This is a genomic window from Allobosea sp. 10L417, from assembly GCF_056395485.1.
On sequence record NZ_JBFTJP010000007.1, the window covers coordinates 232,510 to 254,222 of the forward strand.

General features: G+C 64.8%; 22 protein-coding genes and 2 pseudogenes. 12 read left to right on the top strand and 12 right to left on the bottom strand.

The genetic code is table 11. The features are described 5' to 3' along the window. Nucleotides 1-115: 115 nt before the first annotated feature. The 3 genes and pseudogenes from AC1DE3_RS18485 to AC1DE3_RS18495 all read left to right on the top strand — a co-directional run. Nucleotides 116-874, top strand: a pseudogene (locus AC1DE3_RS18485) (glycoside hydrolase family 25 protein); the annotation flags it as partial. 353 nt (nucleotides 875-1,227) lie between these two features. Next, nucleotides 1,228-2,166: a glycoside hydrolase family 25 protein gene (locus tag AC1DE3_RS18490; protein ID WP_476778685.1), complete on the top strand. Its 939-nt coding sequence runs from the start codon at nucleotides 1,228-1,230 to the stop codon at nucleotides 2,164-2,166. 89 nt (nucleotides 2,167-2,255) lie between these two features. Then, nucleotides 2,256-3,248, top strand: a complete 993-nt coding sequence (locus AC1DE3_RS18495; protein WP_476778686.1) for a CorA family divalent cation transporter — start codon at nucleotides 2,256-2,258, stop codon at nucleotides 3,246-3,248. An 8-nt stretch (nucleotides 3,249-3,256) separates the two neighbouring features. Here AC1DE3_RS18495 and dmeF read toward each other — a convergent pair whose 3' ends face one another. Together dmeF and AC1DE3_RS18505 are read right to left on the bottom strand one after the other, a co-directional pair. After that, on the bottom strand, nucleotides 3,257-4,240 hold the full coding sequence (dmeF, locus tag AC1DE3_RS18500; RefSeq protein WP_476778687.1) for a CDF family Co(II)/Ni(II) efflux transporter DmeF: 984 nt from the start codon (nucleotides 4,238-4,240) through the stop codon (nucleotides 3,257-3,259). An 18-nt stretch (nucleotides 4,241-4,258) separates the two neighbouring features. Next, nucleotides 4,259-4,525, bottom strand: a complete 267-nt coding sequence (locus tag AC1DE3_RS18505) for a metal-sensing transcriptional repressor (protein WP_476778688.1) — start codon at nucleotides 4,523-4,525, stop codon at nucleotides 4,259-4,261. A gap of 208 nt (nucleotides 4,526-4,733) precedes the next feature. Between AC1DE3_RS18505 and AC1DE3_RS18510 the strand changes: the two genes are divergently transcribed. Both AC1DE3_RS18510 and AC1DE3_RS18515 read left to right on the top strand, forming a co-directional pair. Beyond that, nucleotides 4,734-5,906, top strand: a complete 1,173-nt coding sequence (locus AC1DE3_RS18510; protein WP_476778689.1) for an isovaleryl-CoA dehydrogenase — start codon at nucleotides 4,734-4,736, stop codon at nucleotides 5,904-5,906. Nucleotides 5,907-6,040: 134 nt separating this feature from the next. Then, entirely contained in the window at nucleotides 6,041-6,511 is a 471-nt protein-coding gene (locus AC1DE3_RS18515) for a gamma-glutamylcyclotransferase family protein (protein WP_476778690.1), read from the top strand. A 74-nt stretch (nucleotides 6,512-6,585) separates the two neighbouring features. Here the strand turns inward: AC1DE3_RS18515 and AC1DE3_RS18520 are convergent, their stop codons facing one another. The 7 genes from AC1DE3_RS18520 to AC1DE3_RS18550 all read right to left on the bottom strand — a co-directional run bounded on the left by AC1DE3_RS18520 (nucleotide 6,586) and on the right by AC1DE3_RS18550 (nucleotide 13,185). Continuing rightward, nucleotides 6,586-7,689, bottom strand: a complete 1,104-nt coding sequence (locus AC1DE3_RS18520; protein ID WP_476778691.1) for an ABC transporter ATP-binding protein — start codon at nucleotides 7,687-7,689, stop codon at nucleotides 6,586-6,588. A 16-nt stretch (nucleotides 7,690-7,705) separates the two neighbouring features. After that, nucleotides 7,706-8,533 (bottom strand): carbohydrate ABC transporter permease, encoded by an 828-nt coding sequence (locus tag AC1DE3_RS18525; protein WP_476778692.1) that lies wholly within the window; start codon nucleotides 8,531-8,533, stop codon nucleotides 7,706-7,708. Further along, nucleotides 8,523-9,458, bottom strand: coding sequence for a carbohydrate ABC transporter permease (locus tag AC1DE3_RS18530; protein ID WP_476852640.1), 936 nt, complete (start codon nucleotides 9,456-9,458; stop codon nucleotides 8,523-8,525). The genes AC1DE3_RS18525 and AC1DE3_RS18530 overlap by 11 nt, the downstream gene beginning before the upstream one ends. A gap of 19 nt (nucleotides 9,459-9,477) precedes the next feature. Continuing rightward, nucleotides 9,478-10,215, bottom strand: a complete 738-nt coding sequence (locus AC1DE3_RS18535) for a tyrosine-protein phosphatase (RefSeq protein WP_476778694.1) — start codon at nucleotides 10,213-10,215, stop codon at nucleotides 9,478-9,480. A gap of 71 nt (nucleotides 10,216-10,286) precedes the next feature. After that, nucleotides 10,287-11,582, bottom strand: a complete 1,296-nt coding sequence (locus AC1DE3_RS18540; RefSeq protein WP_476778695.1) for an ABC transporter substrate-binding protein — start codon at nucleotides 11,580-11,582, stop codon at nucleotides 10,287-10,289. 31 nt (nucleotides 11,583-11,613) lie between these two features. Further along, nucleotides 11,614-12,471: a metallophosphoesterase gene (locus AC1DE3_RS18545; RefSeq protein ID WP_476778696.1), complete on the bottom strand. Its 858-nt coding sequence runs from the start codon at nucleotides 12,469-12,471 to the stop codon at nucleotides 11,614-11,616. 78 nt (nucleotides 12,472-12,549) lie between these two features. Next, nucleotides 12,550-13,185, bottom strand: coding sequence for a TetR/AcrR family transcriptional regulator (locus tag AC1DE3_RS18550; RefSeq protein ID WP_476778697.1), 636 nt, complete (start codon nucleotides 13,183-13,185; stop codon nucleotides 12,550-12,552). Between the two features lie 378 nt (nucleotides 13,186-13,563). Here AC1DE3_RS18550 and AC1DE3_RS18555 point away from each other — a divergent pair. From AC1DE3_RS18555 to AC1DE3_RS18580, 6 genes and pseudogenes are all read left to right on the top strand, one after another. Further along, nucleotides 13,564-14,046, top strand: a pseudogene (locus tag AC1DE3_RS18555) (autotransporter outer membrane beta-barrel domain-containing protein); the annotation flags it as partial. A gap of 70 nt (nucleotides 14,047-14,116) precedes the next feature. After that, the gene (locus AC1DE3_RS18560) at nucleotides 14,117-14,590 is read left to right on the top strand and encodes a hypothetical protein (RefSeq protein WP_476852641.1); all 474 of its coding nucleotides are present in this window, start codon (nucleotides 14,117-14,119) and stop codon (nucleotides 14,588-14,590) included. An 82-nt stretch (nucleotides 14,591-14,672) separates the two neighbouring features. After that, nucleotides 14,673-15,842, top strand: coding sequence for a beta-keto acid cleavage family enzyme (locus AC1DE3_RS18565; protein WP_476778699.1), 1,170 nt, complete (start codon nucleotides 14,673-14,675; stop codon nucleotides 15,840-15,842). Between the two features lie 80 nt (nucleotides 15,843-15,922). Further along, a complete protein-coding gene (locus AC1DE3_RS18570; RefSeq protein WP_476778700.1) occupies nucleotides 15,923-16,312 on the top strand; it encodes a VOC family protein in 390 nt (129 codons plus the stop codon). Nucleotides 16,313-16,326: 14 nt separating this feature from the next. Then, nucleotides 16,327-17,088 (top strand): carboxymuconolactone decarboxylase family protein, encoded by a 762-nt coding sequence (locus tag AC1DE3_RS18575; protein WP_476778701.1) that lies wholly within the window; start codon nucleotides 16,327-16,329, stop codon nucleotides 17,086-17,088. Next, the gene (locus AC1DE3_RS18580; RefSeq protein WP_476778702.1) at nucleotides 17,066-17,623 is read left to right on the top strand and encodes a hypothetical protein; all 558 of its coding nucleotides are present in this window, start codon (nucleotides 17,066-17,068) and stop codon (nucleotides 17,621-17,623) included. The genes AC1DE3_RS18575 and AC1DE3_RS18580 overlap by 23 nt, the downstream gene beginning before the upstream one ends. 8 nt (nucleotides 17,624-17,631) lie before the next feature. Here AC1DE3_RS18580 and AC1DE3_RS18585 read toward each other — a convergent pair whose 3' ends face one another. Next, nucleotides 17,632-18,471 carry a tetratricopeptide repeat protein gene (locus tag AC1DE3_RS18585; RefSeq protein ID WP_476852642.1) on the bottom strand — a complete coding sequence of 280 codons (840 nt, stop codon included), beginning with the start codon at nucleotides 18,469-18,471 and terminating at the stop codon, nucleotides 17,632-17,634. 15 nt (nucleotides 18,472-18,486) lie between these two features. Then, entirely contained in the window at nucleotides 18,487-19,476 is a 990-nt protein-coding gene (locus tag AC1DE3_RS18590) for a hypothetical protein (RefSeq protein WP_476852643.1), read from the bottom strand. Between the two features lie 405 nt (nucleotides 19,477-19,881). Here AC1DE3_RS18590 and AC1DE3_RS18595 point away from each other — a divergent pair, with 405 nt between their 5' ends. Beyond that, nucleotides 19,882-20,823, top strand: a complete 942-nt coding sequence (locus AC1DE3_RS18595) for a LysR family transcriptional regulator (RefSeq protein WP_476778704.1) — start codon at nucleotides 19,882-19,884, stop codon at nucleotides 20,821-20,823. Here the strand turns inward: AC1DE3_RS18595 and AC1DE3_RS18600 are convergent. Next, complete coding sequence (locus AC1DE3_RS18600) at nucleotides 20,774-21,511, bottom strand: SDR family oxidoreductase (protein ID WP_441513079.1); 738 nt, start codon at nucleotides 21,509-21,511, stop codon at nucleotides 20,774-20,776. The genes AC1DE3_RS18595 and AC1DE3_RS18600 overlap by 50 nt on opposite strands. Nucleotides 21,512-21,713 lie beyond the last annotated feature (202 nt).

Consider the following 21,713-nt stretch of genomic DNA (forward strand, 5'->3'; position numbering starts at 1 on the left):
GGACGGCCGTATCACGGAGCTGCCGCCGATTGGGCTGACAGGCGGCAGAACTTTGGTAACGTAAACCGGCCGTCAAGCATTCTCCGCAATTCTCCCCGACATGAACTCCCATCGCATGCAGTTCTCTAGCATCCTGCCCTTTCTGGCTGCCGCCGCTGTCGCGGCCCTTGGTGGCTGCGTGGCGCTCGACAACTATCCGTCGAAGGGCGATGCGCGCCCTCATCCCGGTGTTGCCGCGGCACATAGCTATCCGATCCACGGCATCGACATCTCGCGCTGGCAGGGCGATATCGATTGGGCCTCGGTCAAGGCGGCCGGCACCCGTTTCGTCTACATGAAGGCGACAGAGGGCGGAGACCATGTCGATCCGGCCTTCCAGCGCAACTGGGAAGGTGCGCGCCGCGCCGGCATCCCGCGCGGCGCCTACCATTTCGTCTACTGGTGCCGTCCGGCGCATGAGCAGGCGGTCTGGTTCAAGCAGCAGATTCCCAACGATGCCGATGCGCTCCCGCCGGTGCTCGACGTCGAATGGAACGGGCACTCCCGCACCTGCCCACAGAAGATCGACCGCGAGCTGGCGCGTGAGAAGATCCAGCTGATGCTGAGGGAGCTGGAACAGCTCACGGGCAAGAAGCCTGTGATCTACACGGACATCACCTTCCACCGCGAGGTGCTGGAAGGCCAGTTCAACGAGTACCCCTACTGGATCCGCTCGACCGCGGCCCTCCCGGAAGCGCGCTACAACAACCGCACCTGGGGCTTCTGGCAGTTCACCACCACCGGCCGCGTGCCCGGCATCAAGGGCGACGTCGACCGCAACGCATTCTTCGGCACGGAGAGCCAGTTCGCCGGCTGGCTGCGCGGCGAATACGACATCGGCATGCGGCGTTGGGACAAGCGGGAGGCCGCTCCGCAACCCGCGGCGGCTCCAGCGCCTCAGCAAGCCCCCTCGCCGGCTCCCGTTCCCGGCCAGGCCCCGCTGCCGGCACCGGACGTGCCGAGCGACGTACCGGTCGCGCGCATCCCGGGCAGCGCTCCTCCAGTCGCCTCCGCCTTCCAGCCGAGCCGCATGGCTGCGAGGGCGGCTCAGGACTCCGACCTCGACGATTGAGGGCCCGCCAGCCCGGCGGTTAACCAAGGCTGAAACTCTTCGCTAGATTGCGCGGCAATTCTAACCGCTGCTTAACCACGCTCCCGCCATCTGGACCTGTGATGCGGGAGAGACACATGCCAGCGGGCAAGCTGACCAGCGGACGGACCGGGCTTGGAGCCCTTGCCCTAGCGGCGCTTCTGACCTGTTTTGTCGAGCCGGCACTGGCTCTCTATCCGAAGAAGGGCGACAGCGCCCCGCATCACGGCGTCCGCGATGCGCGGCGCAAGGTCATCCAGGGCATCGACGTCTCGCGCTGGCAGGGCGAGATCGACTGGGGCAGGGTCAAGGACGCCGGCACCCGCTTCGCCTTCATCAAGGCGACCGAGGGCGGCGACTATCTCGACCCCAACTTCAAGCGCAACTGGGCCGAGGCGAAAAAGCACGGCATTCCACGCAGCGCCTATCACTTCGTCTGGTGGTGCCGTTCCGCGAAGGACCAGGTGCGCTGGATCAAGAAGCATATCCCGCGCGACCCGGATGCCTTGCCGCCCGTCCTCGATGTCGAATGGCAGAACGACTCGCAATGCACCCGCAAGATCTCGCGCGAACTGGCGCTCGCCAAGATCGAGGAGATGCTGAAGGGGTTGCGCGAGCACACCGGCAAGAAGCCGATCATCTATACCGACATCAATTTCCACGAGGATGTGCTGGAGGGCGAACTCAAGGATCACCCCTTCTGGCTGCGCTCGACCGCCGCGCCGCTGGCCAAGCGCTATGCCCGGGACCGTTGGGAATTCTGGCAATTCACCACCACCGGGCGCGTGCCCGGCATCTCCGGAGACGTCGATCGCAACGCCTTCTTCGGCAGCGAGCGCGAGTTCGAGGCCTGGCGCAAGGGCCACTTCGACATCGGTTCGCGTAAGTGGCACGGTGGCGAGCCGAAGGTTGCCGAGCAGAGGGCACTGCCGACACCGGCCGGCGCCCGCGCGCCGAAAGCTGCGGGCGGAACGCAGCTTCAATTCGTTCCGCCGGGACGTATCCCGCCCGCGCGCACGGCCGCCAATCGCAACTAGCCGGGGACAGCGACCGTCACGTCGCTGTCACATCCGCAGCGCCCTTAGGCGCGCCGCCGGCCAGACTGCGGCGGTAGCGGAAACAGACCATGCCCGGCGACGTGCAATCCCAATCCGGCATCATCTGGGCCTATCGCTTCGATGAGGATGGGTTGCCGAGCCGGGTTCCGCGCGACATCCTGCCGGACCTAAATCCCGCCGAGGGCTTCGTCTGGCTCCATCTCGACCTAGTCCACACGCGGGCCCAGAGCTGGATCGCCGAGCAGGCCCTGCCGGACGCAACCCAGGAAGCGTTCCTCTCGCATGAGCAGCACCAGCGGCTCGACCATTCGGCCAGCCTCGCCTGGGGCGTCTCGCACGATCTGATCCGCGACATCGCCCACAAATCCGAGGATGTCGGCGCGCTGCGCTGGATCGTCGGCGACCGGTTCCTGCTGACCGGACGCCGCGAGGCGCTGCACTCGATCCGCATGACGGCGGAGGCGCTCGATCGCGGCGAGCCGGCCGCGAGCCCGGCCGGGCTGTTCGAGCAGATCATCGAATACATCATCGACGACGTCACCGACGCGGTCATCCGCCTCGTCGACGAGACCGACAGCGTCGAGGATCACATCCTGCTCGATAGGCTGCATGATGGCCCGCAGCGTGTCGGTGCAGTGCGCCGCACGGCCGTCCGCCTGCACCGGCAGCTCAGCGGCCTGCATGTGCTGTTCCGCCGCTTCGCCGAGACGCCGTCCGGCCGCAGCGCCCCGGATGCCGTCAAGGCGGCAGCCCTGCGGTTGCTCCAGCGCATCGACGGCCTGCACCACGATGTCCAGTCCGTACAGGACCGCGCCCGGCTGTTGCAGGATGAGATCGCCGCCCGCTCGGCCAGCCGCACCAACCGGCAGCTCTACGTACTCTCGCTGCTGACGGCGCTCTTCCTGCCTGCGACCTTCATCACCGGCCTGTTCGGCATCAATGTGAAGGGACTGCCCTGGGTCGAGTCGGATTTCGGCGCCGCCTTCGTGTCCCTGTCCTGCATCTGCGCCGCGCTGTTCACGCTGATCTTGCTGCGCCGCCGCGGCGTGATCGGCGACTGAGCCCGCCCCTACGCGGCGGAACGCGTGTTCACCTCGACCGTGACATGCGAGAGCGTCGGCAGATCGGCGAGCAACGCCTTGTAGGCCGCGGGCGGCTTGGGCTGGCCGGTCACGACCGAGACGATGGCGCTGCGATGGCCCGGCCCAACCTGCCAGAGATGCAGGTCGGCGACCTCTGCGCCCTCGGCCGCGATCCGCTCTCCGATGCGCCTTGCCAGCTCCTCATCCGGCACCGTGTCCAGCAGCACGCCTCCCGAGCTGCGCAGCAGCCCGATCGACCAATGGGCGATGACGCAGGCGCCGACGATGCCCATCACCGGATCGAGCCAGACCCAGCCGTAGAAGCGGCCGCCGAGCAGCGCCGTGATCGCCAGGATCGAGGTGAACGCATCCGCGAGCACATGCATGTAGGCGGCGCGCAGATTGGTATCCCCGCCATGACCGCCATGGGCGTGGTGATGGCCGTGTTGGTGGTCGTCATGCCCGCGGCCGTGATGCCCGCTGCCGCCATCGTTGTGGCCGTGGTGATGATCGTGCCCGTCGCTCAGCAGCCAGGCGCTTACGAGATTGACCAGAAGCCCGAGCACGGCAACCGCCGTCGCCTGGGTGAAGTCGATCGCGATCGGCGTGTAGAGCCGCAGAGCCGACTCCCAGGCGACAGCCAGTGCGATGAACATCAGCAGCAACGCGCTGGCGAAGGCAGCGAGATCGCCGAGCTTGCCCGTTCCAAAACTGAAGCGGCGGTCATGCGCGTGCTGGCGCGCGAAGCGATAGGCAAAGGCAGCGATGCCGAGCGCCGCCGCATGGGTCGACATATGCCAGCCATCGGCCACGAGAGCCATCGAGCCGAAGACCGTACCGGCCACGATCTCGGCGACCATCATGACGGCCGTCAGGCCGACGACGAGCCAGGTGCGCCGCTCGTGGCGGTCATGCGCGCTGCCGAGAAAGATATGCTCATGCTGGGCGGGAAAGCTGTTCGCGTCCGACATCGGTTTACTCCGCGGCGGTCAGAGATATTTGGTGAGGGCCTTGAGCTCCTCGATCGACTTGCGCGCATCAGGCGTCGAGACCTGTGCGTGGTCGAACAGATGATGCTCGATATGATCGAAAATGAGCAGCGACTTGACCTTCTCCAGCGCCTTCTCGACAGCCTGGAGCTGCTGCACCACCTCGGGCACTGCCCTGCCCCCCTCGACCATGCCGACGACGGTGCCGAGATGCCCCTGCGCGCGGCGCAGGCGGTTGATGATGTCGGGATCCATCGCGTGGCTCATGTACGTATCCTATCCCCCTGGATAGGATATGTACAAGCCTTGAATTCCGGTTGGAACGCCGCTCCGCCGATGCCGGCTGCGAGACCTGACCGTGGCGTCGACGCCAAACTGCGCCGGGCGCGGCTGCGCACTGACGCGCCGCCCCCCGGGCAGCTATAACGAAGGCAAAGGGAGCCCCGCTCCCCACGATCTGCCGGGAGGTTCCGCCATGCTTGCCAACGCGCCGCGCCCGTTCAATTTCGACCTCGGCGAGACCGCCGACGCCATCCGCGACACCGTCCACGCCTTCGCGCAGGAGAAAATCGCCCCGCGCGCCGAAGAGATCGACCGCACCAACCAGTTCCCGCGCGATCTCTGGCCGGAAATGGGCGCGCTCGGCCTGCACGGCATGACGGTCGAGGAGGAATATGGCGGTTCGGGGCTCGGCTATCTCGAACATTGCATCGCCGTGGAGGAGGTCAGCAGAGCCTCGGCCTCGGTCGGCCTCTCCTACGGCGCCCACTCGAATCTCTGCGTCAACCAGATCCGCCGCAACGGCAACGAAACGCAGAAGCGCAAATATCTGCCTGGGCTGATCTCCGGCGAGCATGTCGGCGCGCTCGCCATGTCCGAGCCCGGCTCGGGTTCCGACGTCGTCTCGATGCGCACCCGCGCCGAGAAGAAGGGCGACCGCTACGTCCTCAACGGCAACAAGATGTGGATCACCAACGGCCCGATCGCCGAAACGCTGGTCGTCTACGCCAAGACCGATCCGGAGGCCGGCTCACGCGGCATCACCGCCTTCCTGATCGAGAAGGGCATGAAGGGGTTCTCGACCCATCAGAAGCTCGACAAGCTCGGCATGCGCGGTTCCGACACCTGCGAGCTCGTCTTCCAGGATTGCGAGGTGCCGGAGGAGAACGTGCTCGGCCAGGTCGGGCGCGGCGTCAACGTGCTGATGTCCGGCCTCGACTACGAGCGCGTCGTGCTGGCGGCCGGGCCGCTCGGCATCATGCAAGCGGCACTCGACGCGGTCATGCCCTATGTCCACGAACGCAAGCAGTTCGGCCAGTCGATCGGCGAGTTCCAGCTCGTTCAGGGCAAGGTTGCCGACATGTATGTCGCGATGAACTCCTGCCGGGCCTATGTCTATTCGGTCGCCAAGGCCTGCGACCGCGGCGAGACGACCCGCGAGGATGCTGCCGGCGCCATCCTGATCGCAGCCGAGAAGGCGACGCAGGTCGCGCTCGACGCCATCCAGTTGCTCGGCGGCAACGGCTACATCAACGACTACCCGACCGGGCGATTGCTGCGCGACGCCAAGCTCTACGAAATCGGCGCAGGGACAAGCGAGATCAGGCGGATGCTGATCGGGCGGGAACTGTTCAACAAGACGAAGTAAGGGTCAAAGGCGCCGTCATGCTCGGGCTTGACCCGAGCATCTCAGGACGAGATGCCTCAACAAACAGGGCGGCTATACGTCCCGAGATTCTCGGGTCTGCGCCGCGCGCCGCCCGAGACTGACGCGAGGCCCCAATGCCCCTCTATTTCGCCTACGGCCTCAACATGGACCCGGCCGGGATGGCACAGCGCTGCCCGAACTCGCGCCCGCTCGGCCCCGCTCGCCTGCCGCGCCATCGCTTCATCATCACCCGCGACGGTTATGCCTCGGCGATCCGCGATCCGCGCGACGAAGTGCATGGCGTGCTCTGGGATTGCTCGCTCAGCGACATCCGCGTGCTCGACAAGTTCGAGGATATCGCGAGCGGCCTCTATGTGAAGATCAGCCAACCGGTGATCGTGCCGGGCGGCGCCAAGCGCACGTTGATCTATATCGGTCGCTCAGCCGAGCCGGGAAAGCCGAAGCCCGGCTACATGGAGACGGTCATCGCTGGAGCAAAACACTTCGGCCTGCCAGAGACTTACATCGCCAACCTGAATCGTTTTCTGACCGAGAACCGAGGGATGGTGTCGCCGCGATTGCAGGAAAAACTCCGCAAATTCTGATGCCCCTGGGCCAACGCGAGAGCTATTTCGACGCTGGGAACGCTCGGGTGTCGGCGGATCGTTGCGAGGTTGGACTAGACGAGGGCCGCTACAGCCCTCGCCGGAGGGGCGTAGCGGAGCTCGACCCGCAGCCCGGCTGCGTCGAAGAAGTGCCAAGCCGAGCCGTTGAAGCCAAGCCGGACGGACTTGCCTTCGATCTGTTCCGTTCCCGGTGGCAGGATGACCGCGAGGTCCCGGTCGAGGATTCTGCAATAGGCGATGCGCGAATTTCCGAGCTCCTCGACCATGTCGACGACCGCGTCGCAGCTCTCGGCCGCTTCGCTCATGACGATCTCTTCCGGACGGATCCCAGCGACCAGTTGCGTGCCTGGTCTCATGCCAGAGCGCAAAGCGATCGCCCGCTCCGGCTCGATCTCGAGCGCGACCGCCCCGTCGTCGCGGACGAAAGCCGGCAGTAGGTTCATGGCGGGAGCCCCGAGGAAACCGGCCACGAACAGGGACGCCGGGCGACGATAGATCTCGGACGGCGCTCCGATTTGCTCCACCCGGCCCTTGTTCATCACGATCAGGGTGTCGGCGAGCGTCATCGCCTCGATCTGGTCATGCGTGACGAGGATGGAGGTCGTCCGCAGCCGCTTGTGCAATCGCTTGATCTCGATCCGCATCTGCACGCGCAGCAGGGCGTCGAGATTTGAGAGCGGCTCGTCGAACAGGAAGATCTGCGGCTCGCGGACGATCGCCCGGCCCATCGCCACCCGCTGGCGCTGGCCGCCGGAAAGCTGCGCGGGCTTGCGGCCGAGATAGTCGCTCAGCCCGAGAAGCGCGGCGGCCTCGCGCACCTTGCGCTCCTTTTCGGCCTGCGGAACACGGGCGATCTTCAGCGGATAGGCGATGTTCTGCGCCACCGTCATATGCGGATAGAGCGCATAGTTCTGGAAAACCATGGCGCAGCCGCGCTCTGCCGGATCGACGAAATTCACCACCCTGTCGCCGATCACGATGGTGCCGTCGGTGACGTCCTCGAGCCCCGCGATCATCCGCAGCAAGGTCGACTTGCCACAGCCCGAGGGGCCGACGATGACCGCAAAGTCTCCGTCGGGGATCGCGACATCGATGCCATGCAGCACCTGCTTGCCGTCATAGCTCTTGCGGAGCGCCGTGATCGAAAGAGCGGACATCAGAGACCTCTCGGCATCAGCGGATGCCCGATTTCATGAAGGATTGAACGACCTGACGCTGCAGCACGAGATAGATCGCCAGGACCGGCAGGCTCGCCATCGTCGAGGCTGCCATGAGCGGCCCCCAGGCATTGCCCTCGGCCGTCATGAACATTTGGATGCCGATCTGGATCACGCTGTTCTCGGACGTGCGGCTCAGCAGCAACGGCCAGAAATACTCGTTCCATGTCGAGATGAAGATCAGGATGGCGAGCGAGGCGAGCGTCCCGCGCAGGCTGGGCATGACCACCTCCCACAGCACGCGCCAGTGCCCGGCGCCATCCATTCGGGCCGCCTCCAACACCTCTTTCGGAAAGCTCCGCATGGTCTGGGCCAGCAGCAGGATCGCGAGCGCGGAGGCGAAGTTCGGCAGGATCTGTGCGGCGACGCTGTCCAGCAGACCCATCCGCGCGATCAGCAGGTAGTTCGGGATCATCACGACCTGGAACGGCACGAGCCAGGTCAGCGCGATCAGAGCGTAAACGAGACGATCGCCCGGGAAGCGCCAGCGCGCGAAGGCATAAGCCGCCAGCAGCCCGGTGAAGAGCTGGATCACCGTCACGGCGACGGAGATGACGAGCGTATTGGCCAGCATCCGGACGATCGGGATGGCGTCCAAGGCTGTTGCATAATTCGCGAGCGAGAGCTCGGAGGGCCAGAGGCTGGTCTCGAAGATCGCGTTCTCGGGACGCAGCGAGGTGACGATCATCCAGTAGACCGGGAACAGGCAGAAGATCGACAGCAGGACCATGACGAGATGGCCCACGGCGCGGCCGCGCTGCCCCGGACGAATGTCAGTTGTCATGGATGGAATACCTGTCGATCAGCCGCAGGAGGACGAAGGCGATCGCGCTGAAGCCGAGGAAGAGGATGACGGCTGAGGCCGAGCTCCAGCCGACGGACATTGTCGAGAAGCCGAAATCCCAAAGCAGGTAGAACAGGTTCGTGGTCGAGCCGAGCGGGCCGCCGCCGGTCAGGACATGGATGTAGCTGAAGCTCCATTGCGCGCCGAGCAGCGTGGTCATCATCAGCAGGAACAGCACCGTGGAGCGCAGCAGCGGCAGGCGCACGTCGCGGATGATCTCCCAGCGCGAGGCTCCGTCCATTCGCGCGGCCTCGATCAGTGCCGGATTGATGTTGGCGTTGGCGGCCGAAAGGATCAGCGTCGAGAAGCCGATCAGCTTCCAGCCTGTGATGACGATGATGGTCCAGATCGCCCAGGCGGGATCGCCCAGGAAGCGGACAGGCGCAGCGCCGGTCAGGGTGATGCCGGCATTGACCAGCCCGTGGCCGGGATCGAGCAACCAGCGCCAGATCACCGCGCCGACGACGGGGGCGATGATCATCGGGACGAAGATGATCGCGCGATAGATGTTGCGGGAGCGCGCCGGCAGGTCGTGCGTGTAGATTGCGATCGCGAGCGGCAGCAGCACGGCGAGCGGGATCAGGCCGAGCACGTAGACGCCGGTATTGGCGACTGCATCCCAGAATTTCGGCAGCGAGAATATCCGGACATAGTTGTCCCATCCGACGAAGCGCTGCGGCGCGTTGGGCAGCATGTTCCAGCGGAAGAAGCTGAGCCGGACGGCGTCGACCAGCGGCCAGTAGATCCACAGGATCAGCTTGATCATCGCGGGCGCCAGATAGAGCCACGGAGAGACGATCCATCTCGCCCTGCGCCTCGAGGCCGCCGCAGCGAGCTCGGCGAAGGGTGTCATCGCATGTGCCATGTGCCGGCTGCCGCGCGCTTCAATCGTTCAGCCGGGCCCGCAGCCGCTCGATCCGAGCGGGCGCGAGCCCGATGGCTGCGAGATAGGTGGCGATGCCGCCATGCCGCTCCCGCAGATGCGCGAGCATCGTGCGGATCGTGATCTCGTCGCTCGCCAGCATGAGCGAGACCTGGGCCGGATCGGCGCCGCCGGCGAGCGCGCGCTCGCGCAGTCTGTCGAGCATCGCCTGTCCGAGTTCCGCGGTCAGGACGTAGTCGGCGGCGATCTCGTCTTCGGCGACGCCGGCGACCAGCAGCAGGAGCGCAGCGACGATGCCGGTGCGGTCCTTGCCCGCCGTGCAGTGGAAGAGCACGACCCCCTCGGGCGCCTCGGCGATGGCGGCCAGGACGTCCACGAGCCGCTCACCACATCGATCCAATGCCTCGCAGTAGCGTGCTGCCATATTGAGCGGCGCTGACAGCGTTCCAATGGGCTCCAACTGGTCGAAAAGCGCTATGCTGCGATAACGCACCGTCGCATGGGCAGCGAACGGGTTCGGCTGATGGGCAATCTCGTGGAACCCGCGCAGATCGATCACCAGAGCCAATCCGCGGTCCACCAGCGCGTCGCGGCTGCTCTCGCTCAGATGCCAGAGGTCGTCGCCGCGCAGCAGACGCCCCCAGCCCGTGGCGACTCCACCGGCGCCGGCATAGCCCCCGAGATCGCGGATATTATGGGCGTCCGGCAGTTGCCAGTGACGCAAGGGGTGAAGCGGCATCGATCGGGTGACCTGTCGGTGAACGGAAACGCGGAGGGAGCGGGCGGGGACGCCCGCTCCAGCGTCAAAGGTCAGGGCATCATCGCCTGGCCGCGGGTCTGCGCCTCGGTCAGGATCCTGGCGACGTCGCCTCGGCCGAAGACCGCTTCGATGACGGCGTCCTTCATAAGGCTTTCGACCTGGCGGTAATCGGGGCCGGGAAAGGCGACGTTCGGGGTCAGCCGCGAGAGCTGCTCCAGATTCGGGCGGATCAGCGGGTTCGCAGCGGTCCACGGGCCGAGGTAATTGGGATCGTCGACGATATCGAGACGCAACGGCAGGTAACCGATCTTGCTGGTGATGACCGTATAGCCGCGCTTCGAGGTCATGAACTTGAGCAACTCGTAGGAGGCACGCTGCTTGGCCGGATCGGTCGAGAACGCGAACAGAGCAGAGCCGGAGTTGGTCGGCGCCGTAGGCTTGGTGCCGAAGGCCGGCATCGGCGCGACGCGCAGCTCCCATTTGCCCCTGGCCGCATTGGAGATGCTGTTTTGCAGCGCGCTCGTATAGAGGAACATGCCGAGCTTGCCTGCGGACATGGCATCGGCCGGGCTGGCCGGATCCATGCGCGAATGCCCACCGCCCGCGACCATGTCGCGCAGCATCTGCACGGCCTCGATACCTTCGCGGCTGGCATAGGTCAGCCTGTTGCCGTCCCGGACCTTGCCGCCATTCGACATCAGGATCGCCTGGTAGACGAAGGTGCCGTCGGCCGGCCCATAGGCGCCGGGGAAGAAGCCCTCGGCGCCGGTCTTCTTGGCGATGGCCTCGGCGGCCGTGCGCACTTCTGCCCAGGTCCGCGGCGGCTTGTCAGGGTCGAGCCCCGCCTTCCGGAACAGGTCGGCGTTGTAGTAGAGGATCGGCGTCGAGAAGGTGTAGGCAAGGCCGTAGGTCTTCCCCTCGACCTTGCCGAGCTCCAGGCCGTTCGGGATCATCCCCGCGGTGAGCTCGGCATAGCCCTTGGCGCCCGCCATGTCCTCGAGGGGCTGCGCGCCGAGATCGGTGGCCAGATAGATCAGGTCCCGGAAGACGAGCTGCGCGACGTCGGGCTGCCGCCCTGCAGCCATATCCGCCTGCAGCCGCGTCATGATCTCGTTCGGCGGCACTGGGACCGGCTGCACCTTGATCAACGGATTGGCCGCCTCGAACTCGGCGATGAGCTCGCGCGTCGCCTGCGCGCCGGCCGTGGCTGTGGCGAGGTTGTAGTTGTAGAACGTGATCGTGACCGGCTTGCTCGGTGGGCCAGCCATCTCCGCCGCTGCCGGGTTCGACAAGACAATGCCGAGCCCGCCCGCAGCCAGCAGCCGCAACATCAAACGTTTCATCATGGGTAGACCCGTCCTTGCGGTGACTCTGGGTTCAACCCGCCGTGGCTTCGGCCAGGGCGGCTTCCTGCCGCTCGCTCAGCATCGTGAGGTCGTAGCGATTGAGCTCGGCCCGATCGGACGGCAGCGGGACGAGCGCCATCGTCAGGCCCGATTTGCGGACCGTGCCGATGCCGAAGGAAGCGCCGCGGACCATGCGCAGTACCGAACTTTCCAGAATGTCCGTGGCTGCATGCATGCCCATACCGACGATCACCGGAATGCCGTGCCAGACGGAAAAGCGGTCGTGATGGATATGGCCGCTCAGGATCGCGAGGATGTTCCGCCCGACGAGCATCTCGGCCAGGCGCTGCGACTGGTCGAACTCGATAGTGCGCCAATGGGCCCAGTCCGGGGCCTCGCCGAGCGCAGGCGCGTGATGGGCGACGAGCAGCTTCGGCAGCTCCGGGTGGGCGTCGAGCCTGGCTTCAAGCCAGTCGAACTGCTCGGGTTCGATCGTGCCGCCAATTTGGCCGGGCGTGCTGGTGTCGAGAACGATGACATGTAGCCCGTCGATGACGTGATCATGGTCGTAGGACGCCGTCAGCTCGTCGGCACGATCGAGCATGCCCTGATAGAAGCCCTCGCGCGTGTCATGATTGCCGAGCGCGTACAGGACCGGAACGTCCGTCGACTGCATGAGCCGGGCGAGATGCCTGTAGTCGTCAGTGCTGCCGCGGTTCGTCAGGTCGCCACTGGCGACGATGAAGGCGGGCTTCGGCTCGATGCGGCCGATCATCGCGAGGATCGAGGTGAGCGTCTCGCTCGTATTGCTGAACAGGTGATCGTCCGAGACCGCGGGATCGCCGACATGCAGGTCGGTAATATGAACGAATGTGACGCTTGATTTCATCGGGGGCTCCGCGAGTTCGGAGCCCGATAGGTCTGCCAAATGTCACTGGAATGAACGAATTCAAACGCGGTTTGACAATCAGTGCTGACGGAACATCGGCGTGGCGATAGAAACGATATGGCCGAGCAGCACCTCGGCATCCGACATGTCGATCCGGCCCATGGTGAGGGCTTCTGTCCGCTGCCGATGCCGGATGAGCTGCGATCGGATGCCGAGAAGGCAACTGATCCTGAAGCCGATCTCCGCCTCGTCGAGCCATGGCGCGACCTTCAGGAAATGCGAGATGAACAGGCGGTGAGGCTCGACCTCGTCGATCATCGCTCGGTACATCTCCGGCTTCTCCGAACCCAGGTAGTTGGAGATTACATGCCGAAGGACCGGATAAGCGGAATCCGGATCGAGCGCCCAGCGGATCGAGGGGCCGATGATAGCGCGGACCAACGCGTCGGCTGGCACCGGCTCAGGGTGGGCCGCATCAACGGCCTTTTGCAGAAGCGCCAGACGCTCTGCGTTGAGGCGTCGGTAGGTGCGCTCCGCCACCGCAATGAACAACTGTTCGAGGCCGCCGAAATGATAGTTGATCGCAGCCGGATTCGTGCCGGCGCGATCGGCGATCCGACGCGATGAGACTTCGGACGGATGTCTTGTTTGGACGAGCAGGTCTTCGCAGGCATTCAATAGGGCTGCGGCCGTAGCATTTGCTGTCATGCCCATAACCTCGCGATGTGACCTGAGCCATGCGTCATTCCGGCAGAGCCGATCTTGGCGACGCCAGCCGAAGGCGCACGTCAGCGCGATGCGGTCAAATGCTTCTCATGGGCGCGCCCCTGGCCCGCTTCGCGAGCGCGTGCCGCACTATCCGGATTGGCCGCCCGCGCCAGCAGCACCTCGTCGCTATTGCGGCGCCTTGCGATCGACAGCGCATCATTGATGCCGACGAAGATCAGCCCGTCACCGCAGTAGCGAAGCGCAGGAAACCAACTGGGCAGCCACCGCCCGCGTCTGCCGCCACGCGATGAACTACGGCAATAGTCTACTCTGCACTTTACGGGCTGTTTTCTTTGCTAAGAGCGGAGGCGAGCCACGCTTCGATCGGACCGCGACAGCCGGGTGGCGCAGGCCTTCGCCGAGCTAGGCTATGCGTTCACCTCTGAGCGCTTCGGCATCGAACCCTTCGCCCAGCTTGCCTTGCTTCAGGTCTCGAGCGGCTCCGACGTCGAGCAAGGCGGCGCTGCGGCGCTACGCGTCTTCTCCGGCGACCAGAATCTCGGCTTCACGACATGGGGCCTGCGCGCCGAGGCGCAGCTCGGTACGATGCCGCTCTTCGCCCGGGGTCTGCTCGGCTGGCGCTATGGCTTCGGCGATCTGACGCCGAAGACCGTGACGGCCTTCGTCGCCGGCACGACGTGGGCCGGGGTTTACGCCGCGGCCATCGATCGCAATGCGCTGGTCGCCGAAGCCRGGCTCGACTGGCGCGCAAACGCCTCGACCACCTTCGGCATCTCCTATGTGGCCGCCGTCGGCGAGCGAACCCGCGACCAGGCCCTCAAGGGACGGCTCGACGTCAGGTTCTGAAGGCGATCACAAGCCAGCAGCGACCTGCGGACATGAGGTTCCGGCACGGCAGGTGACCGCGTGCGCGCCTATGAATGTCCGCACTCGGGCAACCGCCCAATGGCTGCAATTGGCGCATCCTGACAGCGCCGTGATGTGCCCCCTCCCCCCGTGTCTTCTGCGTAGGTTACGCAGATTTCCGACCGATCCGTCTATGGTCCGCCCCGAAGCAAGAACCGACGCGATGATGGGATCGGCGTCGATGCCCGACGACGAACAGAGGAAGCCAGGCGTTTCCGCCGTGATGCAACGGTTCCCGGCCGAGCGCCGGACGATCGAGCAGCTCGCGGCACGCAGCGAGGATTTTTGTGACATGTGCGAGGAACTCGCCGAGGCGGAGCGGGCGCTGCTCTTGGCCCAGGCACTTCCCGCCGAGATTCGCGGTGAAAGAACGGCGGAATGGTTTGCCGTGATCGACCGCCTCATCGCCGAAATCGGCGCGGCGCTGAGGACCGTCGACCTCATCCCGATTGGCCGGGCGGACCAGCCGAAGCGCCGCTCATGAGCATGAGAGTTCCACGGCGCCGGGCGCTCCTGCCGTCAGGGGCCGCGAGAAGCCCGGAGAGCCAAAGCGAGGGAGGAAAGACATGTACTACACCGACAACTCGATATTGCCGGAGAACATGGCGCCACTCATCATCACGGCGGCGCCCTATGGCCCGGCATGGCTACCCGGCGACGCGAGCGATATCGCCCTGACCTGGGACGAACAAGTCCAGATCGCAGTCGACTGCTACAGGGCCGGCGCCACGATGCTGCACTTCCACGTCCGGAACCCGGCCACCGGCATGGGGTCGACGAACTTCGACGATTACAATTACCTGCTGAAGCGGGTGAAGGAAGCCGTGCCCGACATGATCATCCAGGTCGGCGGCTCGATCTCGTTCTCGCCGCACACGGCCGACGCCAAGGCGAAATGGCTCGATTACGATACCCGCCACATGCTCACCGAGCTGGATCCCAAGCCGGAGTTCGTGACGGTGACGACCGGCACCACGCTCTGGGACATCGCTTCGATGTTCTCCAAGGAAGACATCAAGGGGACGCATATGGACGACCCCAAGGTGCTGGCGGCCTGGGCCGGCATGGTGGTGGATTCGACCCCCGAATTCTACGTCGAGCACCTCAAGCGCCTTCGGAAGAACGGCATCCAGCCTTACTTCGTCCCCGCTCATGTCCACCAATGGGAGCTCATCGAGCGGGTCATCCGGGCTGGCGTCTATATGGGGCCGTTGAACATCGCGCTCTGTGCCTATGGCGGCGGAACGCTGGGCCGGAATCCGTTCGATCTGATGCACTTCCTGCAACGCCTGCCGCAGGGGTCGGTCAATACCTTCTGGTCGAGCATGCGTGGCCTTATCTCCATCTCGGCGATGTCCATCGTGCTCGGCCAGCATGTGCGGGTCGGCAACGAAGACAATCTCTGGGGCGCCGATCGCACCCGCAAGACCACGGTGGAGCAAATTCAAGGCGCGGTGCGTCTGTGCAAGGAGTTCGGCCGCAAGGTTGCGACCGCCGAAGAGGCGCGCCGGATCATGAAGGTCGGGACCTGGTACGACAGCGTTGAAGAGACGCTACGCAAGAACGACATGCCACCCAGTCCGACTGACTTCAATCCGGGTTTCCTGACCTGGCCGACCGATGGAAAGGTCAAGCCGGCTGTCCTGGGCGGTGACTCGCATCCGATCGCCGCGTGCATGATCGCACCGGCGCCCGTCCTGGCCGCACAGGCAAAGCTGAAGATCGCATCGGCATAGCCGATCGCGCTCCATGCGCCTTGATGGGGCCTGCGCTCCGGCGCAGGCCGATCCTTCCAAACGAGCTCGGGAGCGGGATCGTGACTGGCCAGATAACCCACTTCGAAATCTATAGCGACGAGCCGGAGCAGCTCTCCAGATTCTACAGCGCGCTCTTCAGTTGGCGAATGGAGCGCGTGGAGGGCATGGACTATTGGCGCATGCACCTCGACCCGACCGACGCCGACACGGTCGGCGGCGGCCTAACCTACCGGCCGCAGGCCGACCCGAAGGGCTGGCTGCAATTCGTGCATGTCGAGTCAATCGAAGAGTCGATCACCCTCGCTGAACGAATGGGGGCCAAAGTCATGCGGCCCAAGACGGCCGTTCCGAGAACGGCATGGGTTGCCGTTCTCGCCGATCCGTCGGGGAACATGTTCGCGGTCTGGCAGCCCGATGCCACGGCCTTCCCAATGCCGGAACCGGACTAAGCGGAGGTTTGGAAATGCATCAGCCCCAGGACAGCCGTTCGCTTGGGCCGTGGGAACGCGATGCCCTTGCTCATTTCGAGGCATGGGACCCAGGCTGGGCGCTTGCCTGCCAGGCGATGAGCGCCAACCCCTGGGACGGCGGGGTCCTTCCGCGCCGTTTCGTCGAGTTGATCGCCGTTGGGATCACTGCCGCCTGCACCAATCTGGATAAGGAAGGCGCGCGCCGCCACGTCCGCGCTGCCCTGGACGCGGGCGCGACACGCGACGAACTCCTGACGGTCATTAAGATGGCGACCGTGGTGTCCATTCATTCCTGCAGCCTTGGTGCGCCGCTCCTCCTCGAGGAAATGAAGGCGTCGGGACAGCGTTCGGCGACAAGGCCTCCGGTCGCGACGCCCGCATGCGATAGGATGAAGGATATCGGCCAGTGGAACGAAGCGTGGAATCCCTTCTTCGAGCTCGATCCGCAATGGACCGACCAGTTCATGGCGACGGGCGCCGGAATCTACGGCAGCGGAATTTTCAGTTCGAAGGAGATGGAGCTTCTCAGCATCGCATTCGATGCATCCTTCACCCACATGTACGCGCCAGGGACGCATCGACACATCAAGGCCGCCTTGGCGCTAGGGGCGACAGCCACGGACATCATGGAAGTCCTGAAGCTGTGCACCGCACTGGGCGTACAGGCCTGCAACCTCGCGATTCCGATCCTGGCTGAGGAGCTGGCGAAGCCCTCGAAGAGCCGAAGCGGAGATGCGGGCGATGACGAAGGCTGATCCGGGCGAGCGAGGGCGTGCGCGCAACCTCCGGACGCGCGTCCTCGACGAGGCAAGGCGGTTCGCCGTGCTGTTTCTGTACCTGTGGATCCTGTTCGGACTCTTCGTGCTGAACGAGCGGATCATTCTTCGCGAACACGGCATCGGCTTTGCGTCCCAGGGCTTCGCCGTGTTCAACGCGTTCATCCTCGCGAAGGTCATGCTTGTCCTGGAGGATCTCAATTTGAGCAGGTGGCTCGATCGGCGGCCACTGATCTATCCGATCCTGTACGAGGCCTTCCTGTTCTCGATCCTGTTCGTCGTCTTTCACGTCGTCGAAGAGATGCTGATCGGCCTGTTCAAGGGCGAATCCGCCACCACCAGCGTTCCGGCGATCGGCGGAGGCGGCCTGTCCGGCGTGCTGTGCGTCGCCGTGATCCTGTTCTTCGCCCTCATGCCGCACTTCGCATTCCAGAATCTCAGTCGCGCGCTCGGTCCGGCGCACATGAAAGCGCTGCTGTTCAGGACGGTCGTTCGGGATACGGCGGAATCGTAGCGCTGCAGTCAGTCGAATTTCCTCTTGCCCTCGCCCGGCGACGCGATACCGGCCTTGCGCAAGGACTGCAGGAACCGATCGACGTCCTCCGGGCGGACGACGCGCAGCGCCACCTCGGATCGAAGATTGGCGACGAGCTGAGGCGCATGGGCCTCGAGCCAGGCCCGCTCGCGCGCGGCCTCGATCGTTTGACCGGCCTCGCCGTAGACCGCTGCGGCGATCAAGTGATAATTGGGGTTCTCCGGCGCAGGCGTCTTCGTGATCCACATCACAGCCTCGCGCAGGTCCCCCTTGAAGTAGCTGCAGAGCGCCAGGCCGGATTCGTAATAGGCGAGCGGCCCGGGATTGCGCTCGCGAGCCTCGTTCATCAGATCGCAGCCGCGCGGCCAATGGCCGGCCAAGGCGAGGCGGTAGCCATATTCGCCGACAAGCTCGGTATCGTTGGGGTTCAGCCCAAGGGCCTGCTCGCCGATCTTGAGAGCGGTCTCGACCTCGCCGTGGAAATACAAGGCAAACATCTGGGCCTGAAGTGCGCGAATGTTTTCCGGGTCGAGTTCCACCGCACGGCGCGCGGCTTCGAGCGCCCTGTCGATCGAAGCCGGCGACGATGACGGGTCGATTGGATAGCGAAAGCGGATCTCGTCGACATAGGCTTGCGAGAGGAGCGCCCAGGCGGTCGCATAGTCCGGAAAGCGCCGCACCGCGTCCTCGAGGCATTTGCGGACCGATGGATGCTTCTTGCCGTCGAGGCTGACGCGATAGGCGTAGTAGGACAGCGTGCAGGCATAGGCCTGCCAATCGTCCGGAGCGTTCTGAAGTCGCTGCGACGCGTCGGCTCGATAGATCACCCCATAGGGCTGCCCTCACGGCGTCACGACTTGCCGGGCGATGTCGGTCACGGTTTCGATGAGCTTCGAAGCCTGCAGATCGCCGGTGTAGCTGTTCGCCCAGATCACCGTGTTGTCGACACGGTTGAGGACACGGGCACGAAGCCGGAACTCGTTGTCGGTGACGTTGATGTCCCCCGCGAGAACGTAGCGCGGATCGGAGGCAGAAGAGCGTGCAGCGGAGGCGCCTTGATCATCGCGTGGATCACCGGCCACCGTCACGATGTCTTTGAACTTTGCGATCTGCCCGATGATCTCCTGCGTCAGCCCGCGCGCGATCGCTTGCGAGTTACCCGTATTGGTCAGGTCGTCGAAAGGTCTCACCAGCAGCCGAGGCAGCGCCGGAGCCTGCTGACGATCGCTTCTGATCCGATTCACGGTCGGCCAGGACAGTGTGGCAAGTGCCAACAGGCAAGCGGCGGCGATAGGAACAGCACGCCACCGGCGCGCCGGGCTGGCGACCCGGACGGGACGCATCGGCGATGGCCGCATGTCGAATTTGGGGACGTAGCTGCCTTTCGGGATCGAGATGACGATCTCGTCGGAAATGCCGGCGGTGACATAGTAGAGATTGAGTGCGCGCCGAAGATGCCCCGCCTCGATGCGGACGACCGGGTCGGAATGCGCGTCGAATGAGGCATCCCGCCCGAAGACCTCGGTCGCGATCGCATACGCCTTGATGCGGTCGGCACGGCCTGCGATCTCCTCCTCGACGACATAGCCGAGAAATCTCCGCGACCGTTCCGTAGCATCGAAGTCCGCGCTGTTCACGATGCGATGAAGCTGAGTCCTGACGCCTTCCGCAGTGAGGGTACTCGTGACCGCCCTTTCGAACGATGCGCCCGCGGTCGAAGCAACCGGCGAGGAACCCAGGATGCTCAGCTCTCGCATGATGTTCCTCCTCCGAGGACACACGCTCGAATATCGAATTGCCGACTGCAAACTATGGGATTTTCGGTCGGACATACAAGCCGACGGAGATTCGAGCCTGAGCCCCGCTGCAGCCGTGTATCAGGCGATCGCGAAACGAGTGCCTTCGCAATCGTCGCTTCGGCGATCAGGTCGCCACCGAGCACGGCGAGGACCAGCGGGGCGACCTTGGCCGGCTCCTTGCGAACCCGTTCGGTCGCCCGATGGAAAAGCCCGACGAAGCGTTCCGCGACCTCCGCGCGGCTCTTGTTCAGAGCGCCGGAGGCAGCAACGACGACGCCGGGAATATTTGGGCACATGTCCGGCGAGTTGACGATGCACCTGGTGCGCGGATCGAAGACCAGATGTGATGGATTGTCTCAAGCTGGCTACGAAGGACCGTGCCGGCAGATTGAAATTCGTGATCGCGTCGGAAAGCCGCATGATCTACGTTGACCGGACATGACCCCGCGCCTGCTACAGACTTTCCTTGCCGTCGCGCGCTGCAGGACGGCGACGCGAGCGTCTGGCGAACTCAACCTCGCTCAGTCCAGCGTGAGCGACCAGGTCCAGGCTCTCGAGGATGAACTGGGCGTTCGCCTGTTCCTGCGCTCCAGACAGGGTTTCCGGCTGACGGCAGCCGGTGAGGCGCTGGTCCCTTATGCCCAGGACATTCTGGCCACAACGGACGACGCGCTAGCGGCAGTTAAGAGCGCAAGCCTTTTCGGCGATCAATCGGTTACCATCGGAGCGCTCGAAACCGTGGCAAGGGAGGTTTTGCCCGCACTGCTCACGGATCTGCGACAACACCAGCCCGAACTTCGAATGCGCGTCGAGGTGGCGGGCAGTGATCATCTCCTGCAGCGCCTTCTCGACGGCTCGAACGACATCGCCTTTTGCTTTCGCAAGGGTGCTCTGGATGAACGTCTGGCTCGGCGGGAATTTGCGCAAGAGCCGCTGGTCATGATCGGGCAGCCGGCAGCCCCGGGCGCCGTCGTGCGCCCTTTGACACCGGATGCCCTCGCAGCCCAGCCATACATTGCGACCGATCCCGGCTGCGTGTACCGGCATCTGTTCGATCAGGCCTGGTGCAGGGCCGGCTTCACCCCGCCCAGGCCTGTCGCCGAGGTCGGCAGCATCGAGGCCATCGTGCGGCTGGTCGCGGCCGGCAGCGGCTATGCCCTTGTACCCCGGATCGCGACCCGGGAAGCGCTGGAACGCGGTGTCGTCGCCGCGATCCCATCCCCCGGATTCGAGCTTGCGGCGACGCTTGACATGGTATGGCGCCGCCGGCGCGTTCAACCGCCCGGCCTCAGGTTTCTCCTGGCCTCGACAGGGCGAACGCGACGTTCTCTCACACGAGGCGATGACCACCTTCGACGTGAAGAACCGTGCCTGTCGTAAAGCCATTGCCGATGAGGAAGGCCATGGCGTCGGCGATATCGTCCGGCTGACCGACGCGACCGACCGGCAGGCGTTCTGCCATTCCAGCGAGAACCTCCGCCTTCCGTTCGCCTGCCACCGTCTGCCATATCGGCGTATCGACCCAGCCCGGCGATACCGCATTCACACGGATCGGAGCCAATTCGACGGCCAAAGCCCGAACGAGCCCTTCGAGTGCCGCGTTGATGGTTGCGACCACCGTTCCCCTTACCATAGGCCGGTAGGCTGCGATGCCGGAGGTGAAGGTCAGCGATCCTCCGGGAGAGAGCTTCGGACTTCCGTATTTGGCGAGAAGGATGGGGCCGATGATCTTGCTGTCGATGGCGCGCCGGACTGCATCCAGGTCCAGCGCAGGAAGCCTTTCGTAAGCGCCCGTAAAATCCGCTGCCGTGCAGACGATGTGGTCGAACGGCTCGCCATGCGCGAACAGCGCCTGCATCGCTGCTTCCGAGGTGATGTCGGCTACCCGTATTTCGAGCTTTGCCGAGGCCCCGAGGTCATCCTGCGCACGCCGAAGCCGGGAAGCGTCCCTGCCAACGATCGTCACATGGTCGCCGGCCGCTGACAGCCGCCGCGCGAGGGCGAAGCCCATGCCGGAGCTACCTCCGACGATGAGGATGCGGCGCGGGTTCGTTCTCTGCTTGGTCATCTCGGTCTCCATTTTCGATTTGCCCGCCGTTTTCCGGCTTCGCGGGCTGTTTTGAAAACGGAATGATCCGATGATGTTATCGGAGATGCCGATCGAAGATGGGTGATTGCCCGGACCGATGAAGCAGGTCGCGCAGATGGTCGAATAAAGCGGGCAGCCCGCACGCCCTGCGAGTTCATGCGGCACGCGCGCAATCATCGCC

Excerpts from the sequence above, each read along its gene's own strand:
- dmeF (WP_476778687.1), bottom strand. The coding sequence starts at position 4,240 with ATGTCGGACGCGAACAGCTTTCCCGCCCAGCATGAGCATATCTTTCTC.
- AC1DE3_RS18490 (WP_476778685.1), top strand. The coding sequence starts at position 1,228 with ATGCCAGCGGGCAAGCTGACCAGCGGACGGACCGGGCTTGGAGCCCTT.
- AC1DE3_RS18530 (WP_476852640.1), bottom strand. The coding sequence starts at position 9,458 with ATGGCACATGCGATGACACCCTTCGCCGAGCTCGCTGCGGCGGCCTCG.
- AC1DE3_RS18540 (WP_476778695.1), bottom strand. The coding sequence starts at position 11,582 with ATGATGAAACGTTTGATGTTGCGGCTGCTGGCTGCGGGCGGGCTCGGC.
- AC1DE3_RS18515 (WP_476778690.1), top strand. The coding sequence starts at position 6,041 with ATGCCCCTCTATTTCGCCTACGGCCTCAACATGGACCCGGCCGGGATG.
- AC1DE3_RS18505 (WP_476778688.1), bottom strand. The coding sequence starts at position 4,525 with ATGAGCCACGCGATGGATCCCGACATCATCAACCGCCTGCGCCGCGCG.
- AC1DE3_RS18560 (WP_476852641.1), top strand. The coding sequence starts at position 14,117 with ATGAATGTCCGCACTCGGGCAACCGCCCAATGGCTGCAATTGGCGCAT.
- AC1DE3_RS18565 (WP_476778699.1), top strand. The coding sequence starts at position 14,673 with ATGTACTACACCGACAACTCGATATTGCCGGAGAACATGGCGCCACTC.
- AC1DE3_RS18595 (WP_476778704.1), top strand. The coding sequence starts at position 19,882 with ATGACCCCGCGCCTGCTACAGACTTTCCTTGCCGTCGCGCGCTGCAGG.
- AC1DE3_RS18575 (WP_476778701.1), top strand. The coding sequence starts at position 16,327 with ATGCATCAGCCCCAGGACAGCCGTTCGCTTGGGCCGTGGGAACGCGAT.
- AC1DE3_RS18600 (WP_441513079.1), bottom strand. The coding sequence starts at position 21,511 with ATGACCAAGCAGAGAACGAACCCGCGCCGCATCCTCATCGTCGGAGGT.
- AC1DE3_RS18550 (WP_476778697.1), bottom strand. The coding sequence starts at position 13,185 with ATGGGCATGACAGCAAATGCTACGGCCGCAGCCCTATTGAATGCCTGC.
- AC1DE3_RS18495 (WP_476778686.1), top strand. The coding sequence starts at position 2,256 with ATGCCCGGCGACGTGCAATCCCAATCCGGCATCATCTGGGCCTATCGC.
- AC1DE3_RS18580 (WP_476778702.1), top strand. The coding sequence starts at position 17,066 with ATGCGGGCGATGACGAAGGCTGATCCGGGCGAGCGAGGGCGTGCGCGC.
- AC1DE3_RS18545 (WP_476778696.1), bottom strand. The coding sequence starts at position 12,471 with ATGAAATCAAGCGTCACATTCGTTCATATTACCGACCTGCATGTCGGC.
- AC1DE3_RS18535 (WP_476778694.1), bottom strand. The coding sequence starts at position 10,215 with ATGCCGCTTCACCCCTTGCGTCACTGGCAACTGCCGGACGCCCATAAT.
- AC1DE3_RS18520 (WP_476778691.1), bottom strand. The coding sequence starts at position 7,689 with ATGTCCGCTCTTTCGATCACGGCGCTCCGCAAGAGCTATGACGGCAAG.
- AC1DE3_RS18510 (WP_476778689.1), top strand. The coding sequence starts at position 4,734 with ATGCTTGCCAACGCGCCGCGCCCGTTCAATTTCGACCTCGGCGAGACC.
- AC1DE3_RS18525 (WP_476778692.1), bottom strand. The coding sequence starts at position 8,533 with ATGACAACTGACATTCGTCCGGGGCAGCGCGGCCGCGCCGTGGGCCAT.
- AC1DE3_RS18590 (WP_476852643.1), bottom strand. The coding sequence starts at position 19,476 with ATGTCCGACCGAAAATCCCATAGTTTGCAGTCGGCAATTCGATATTCG.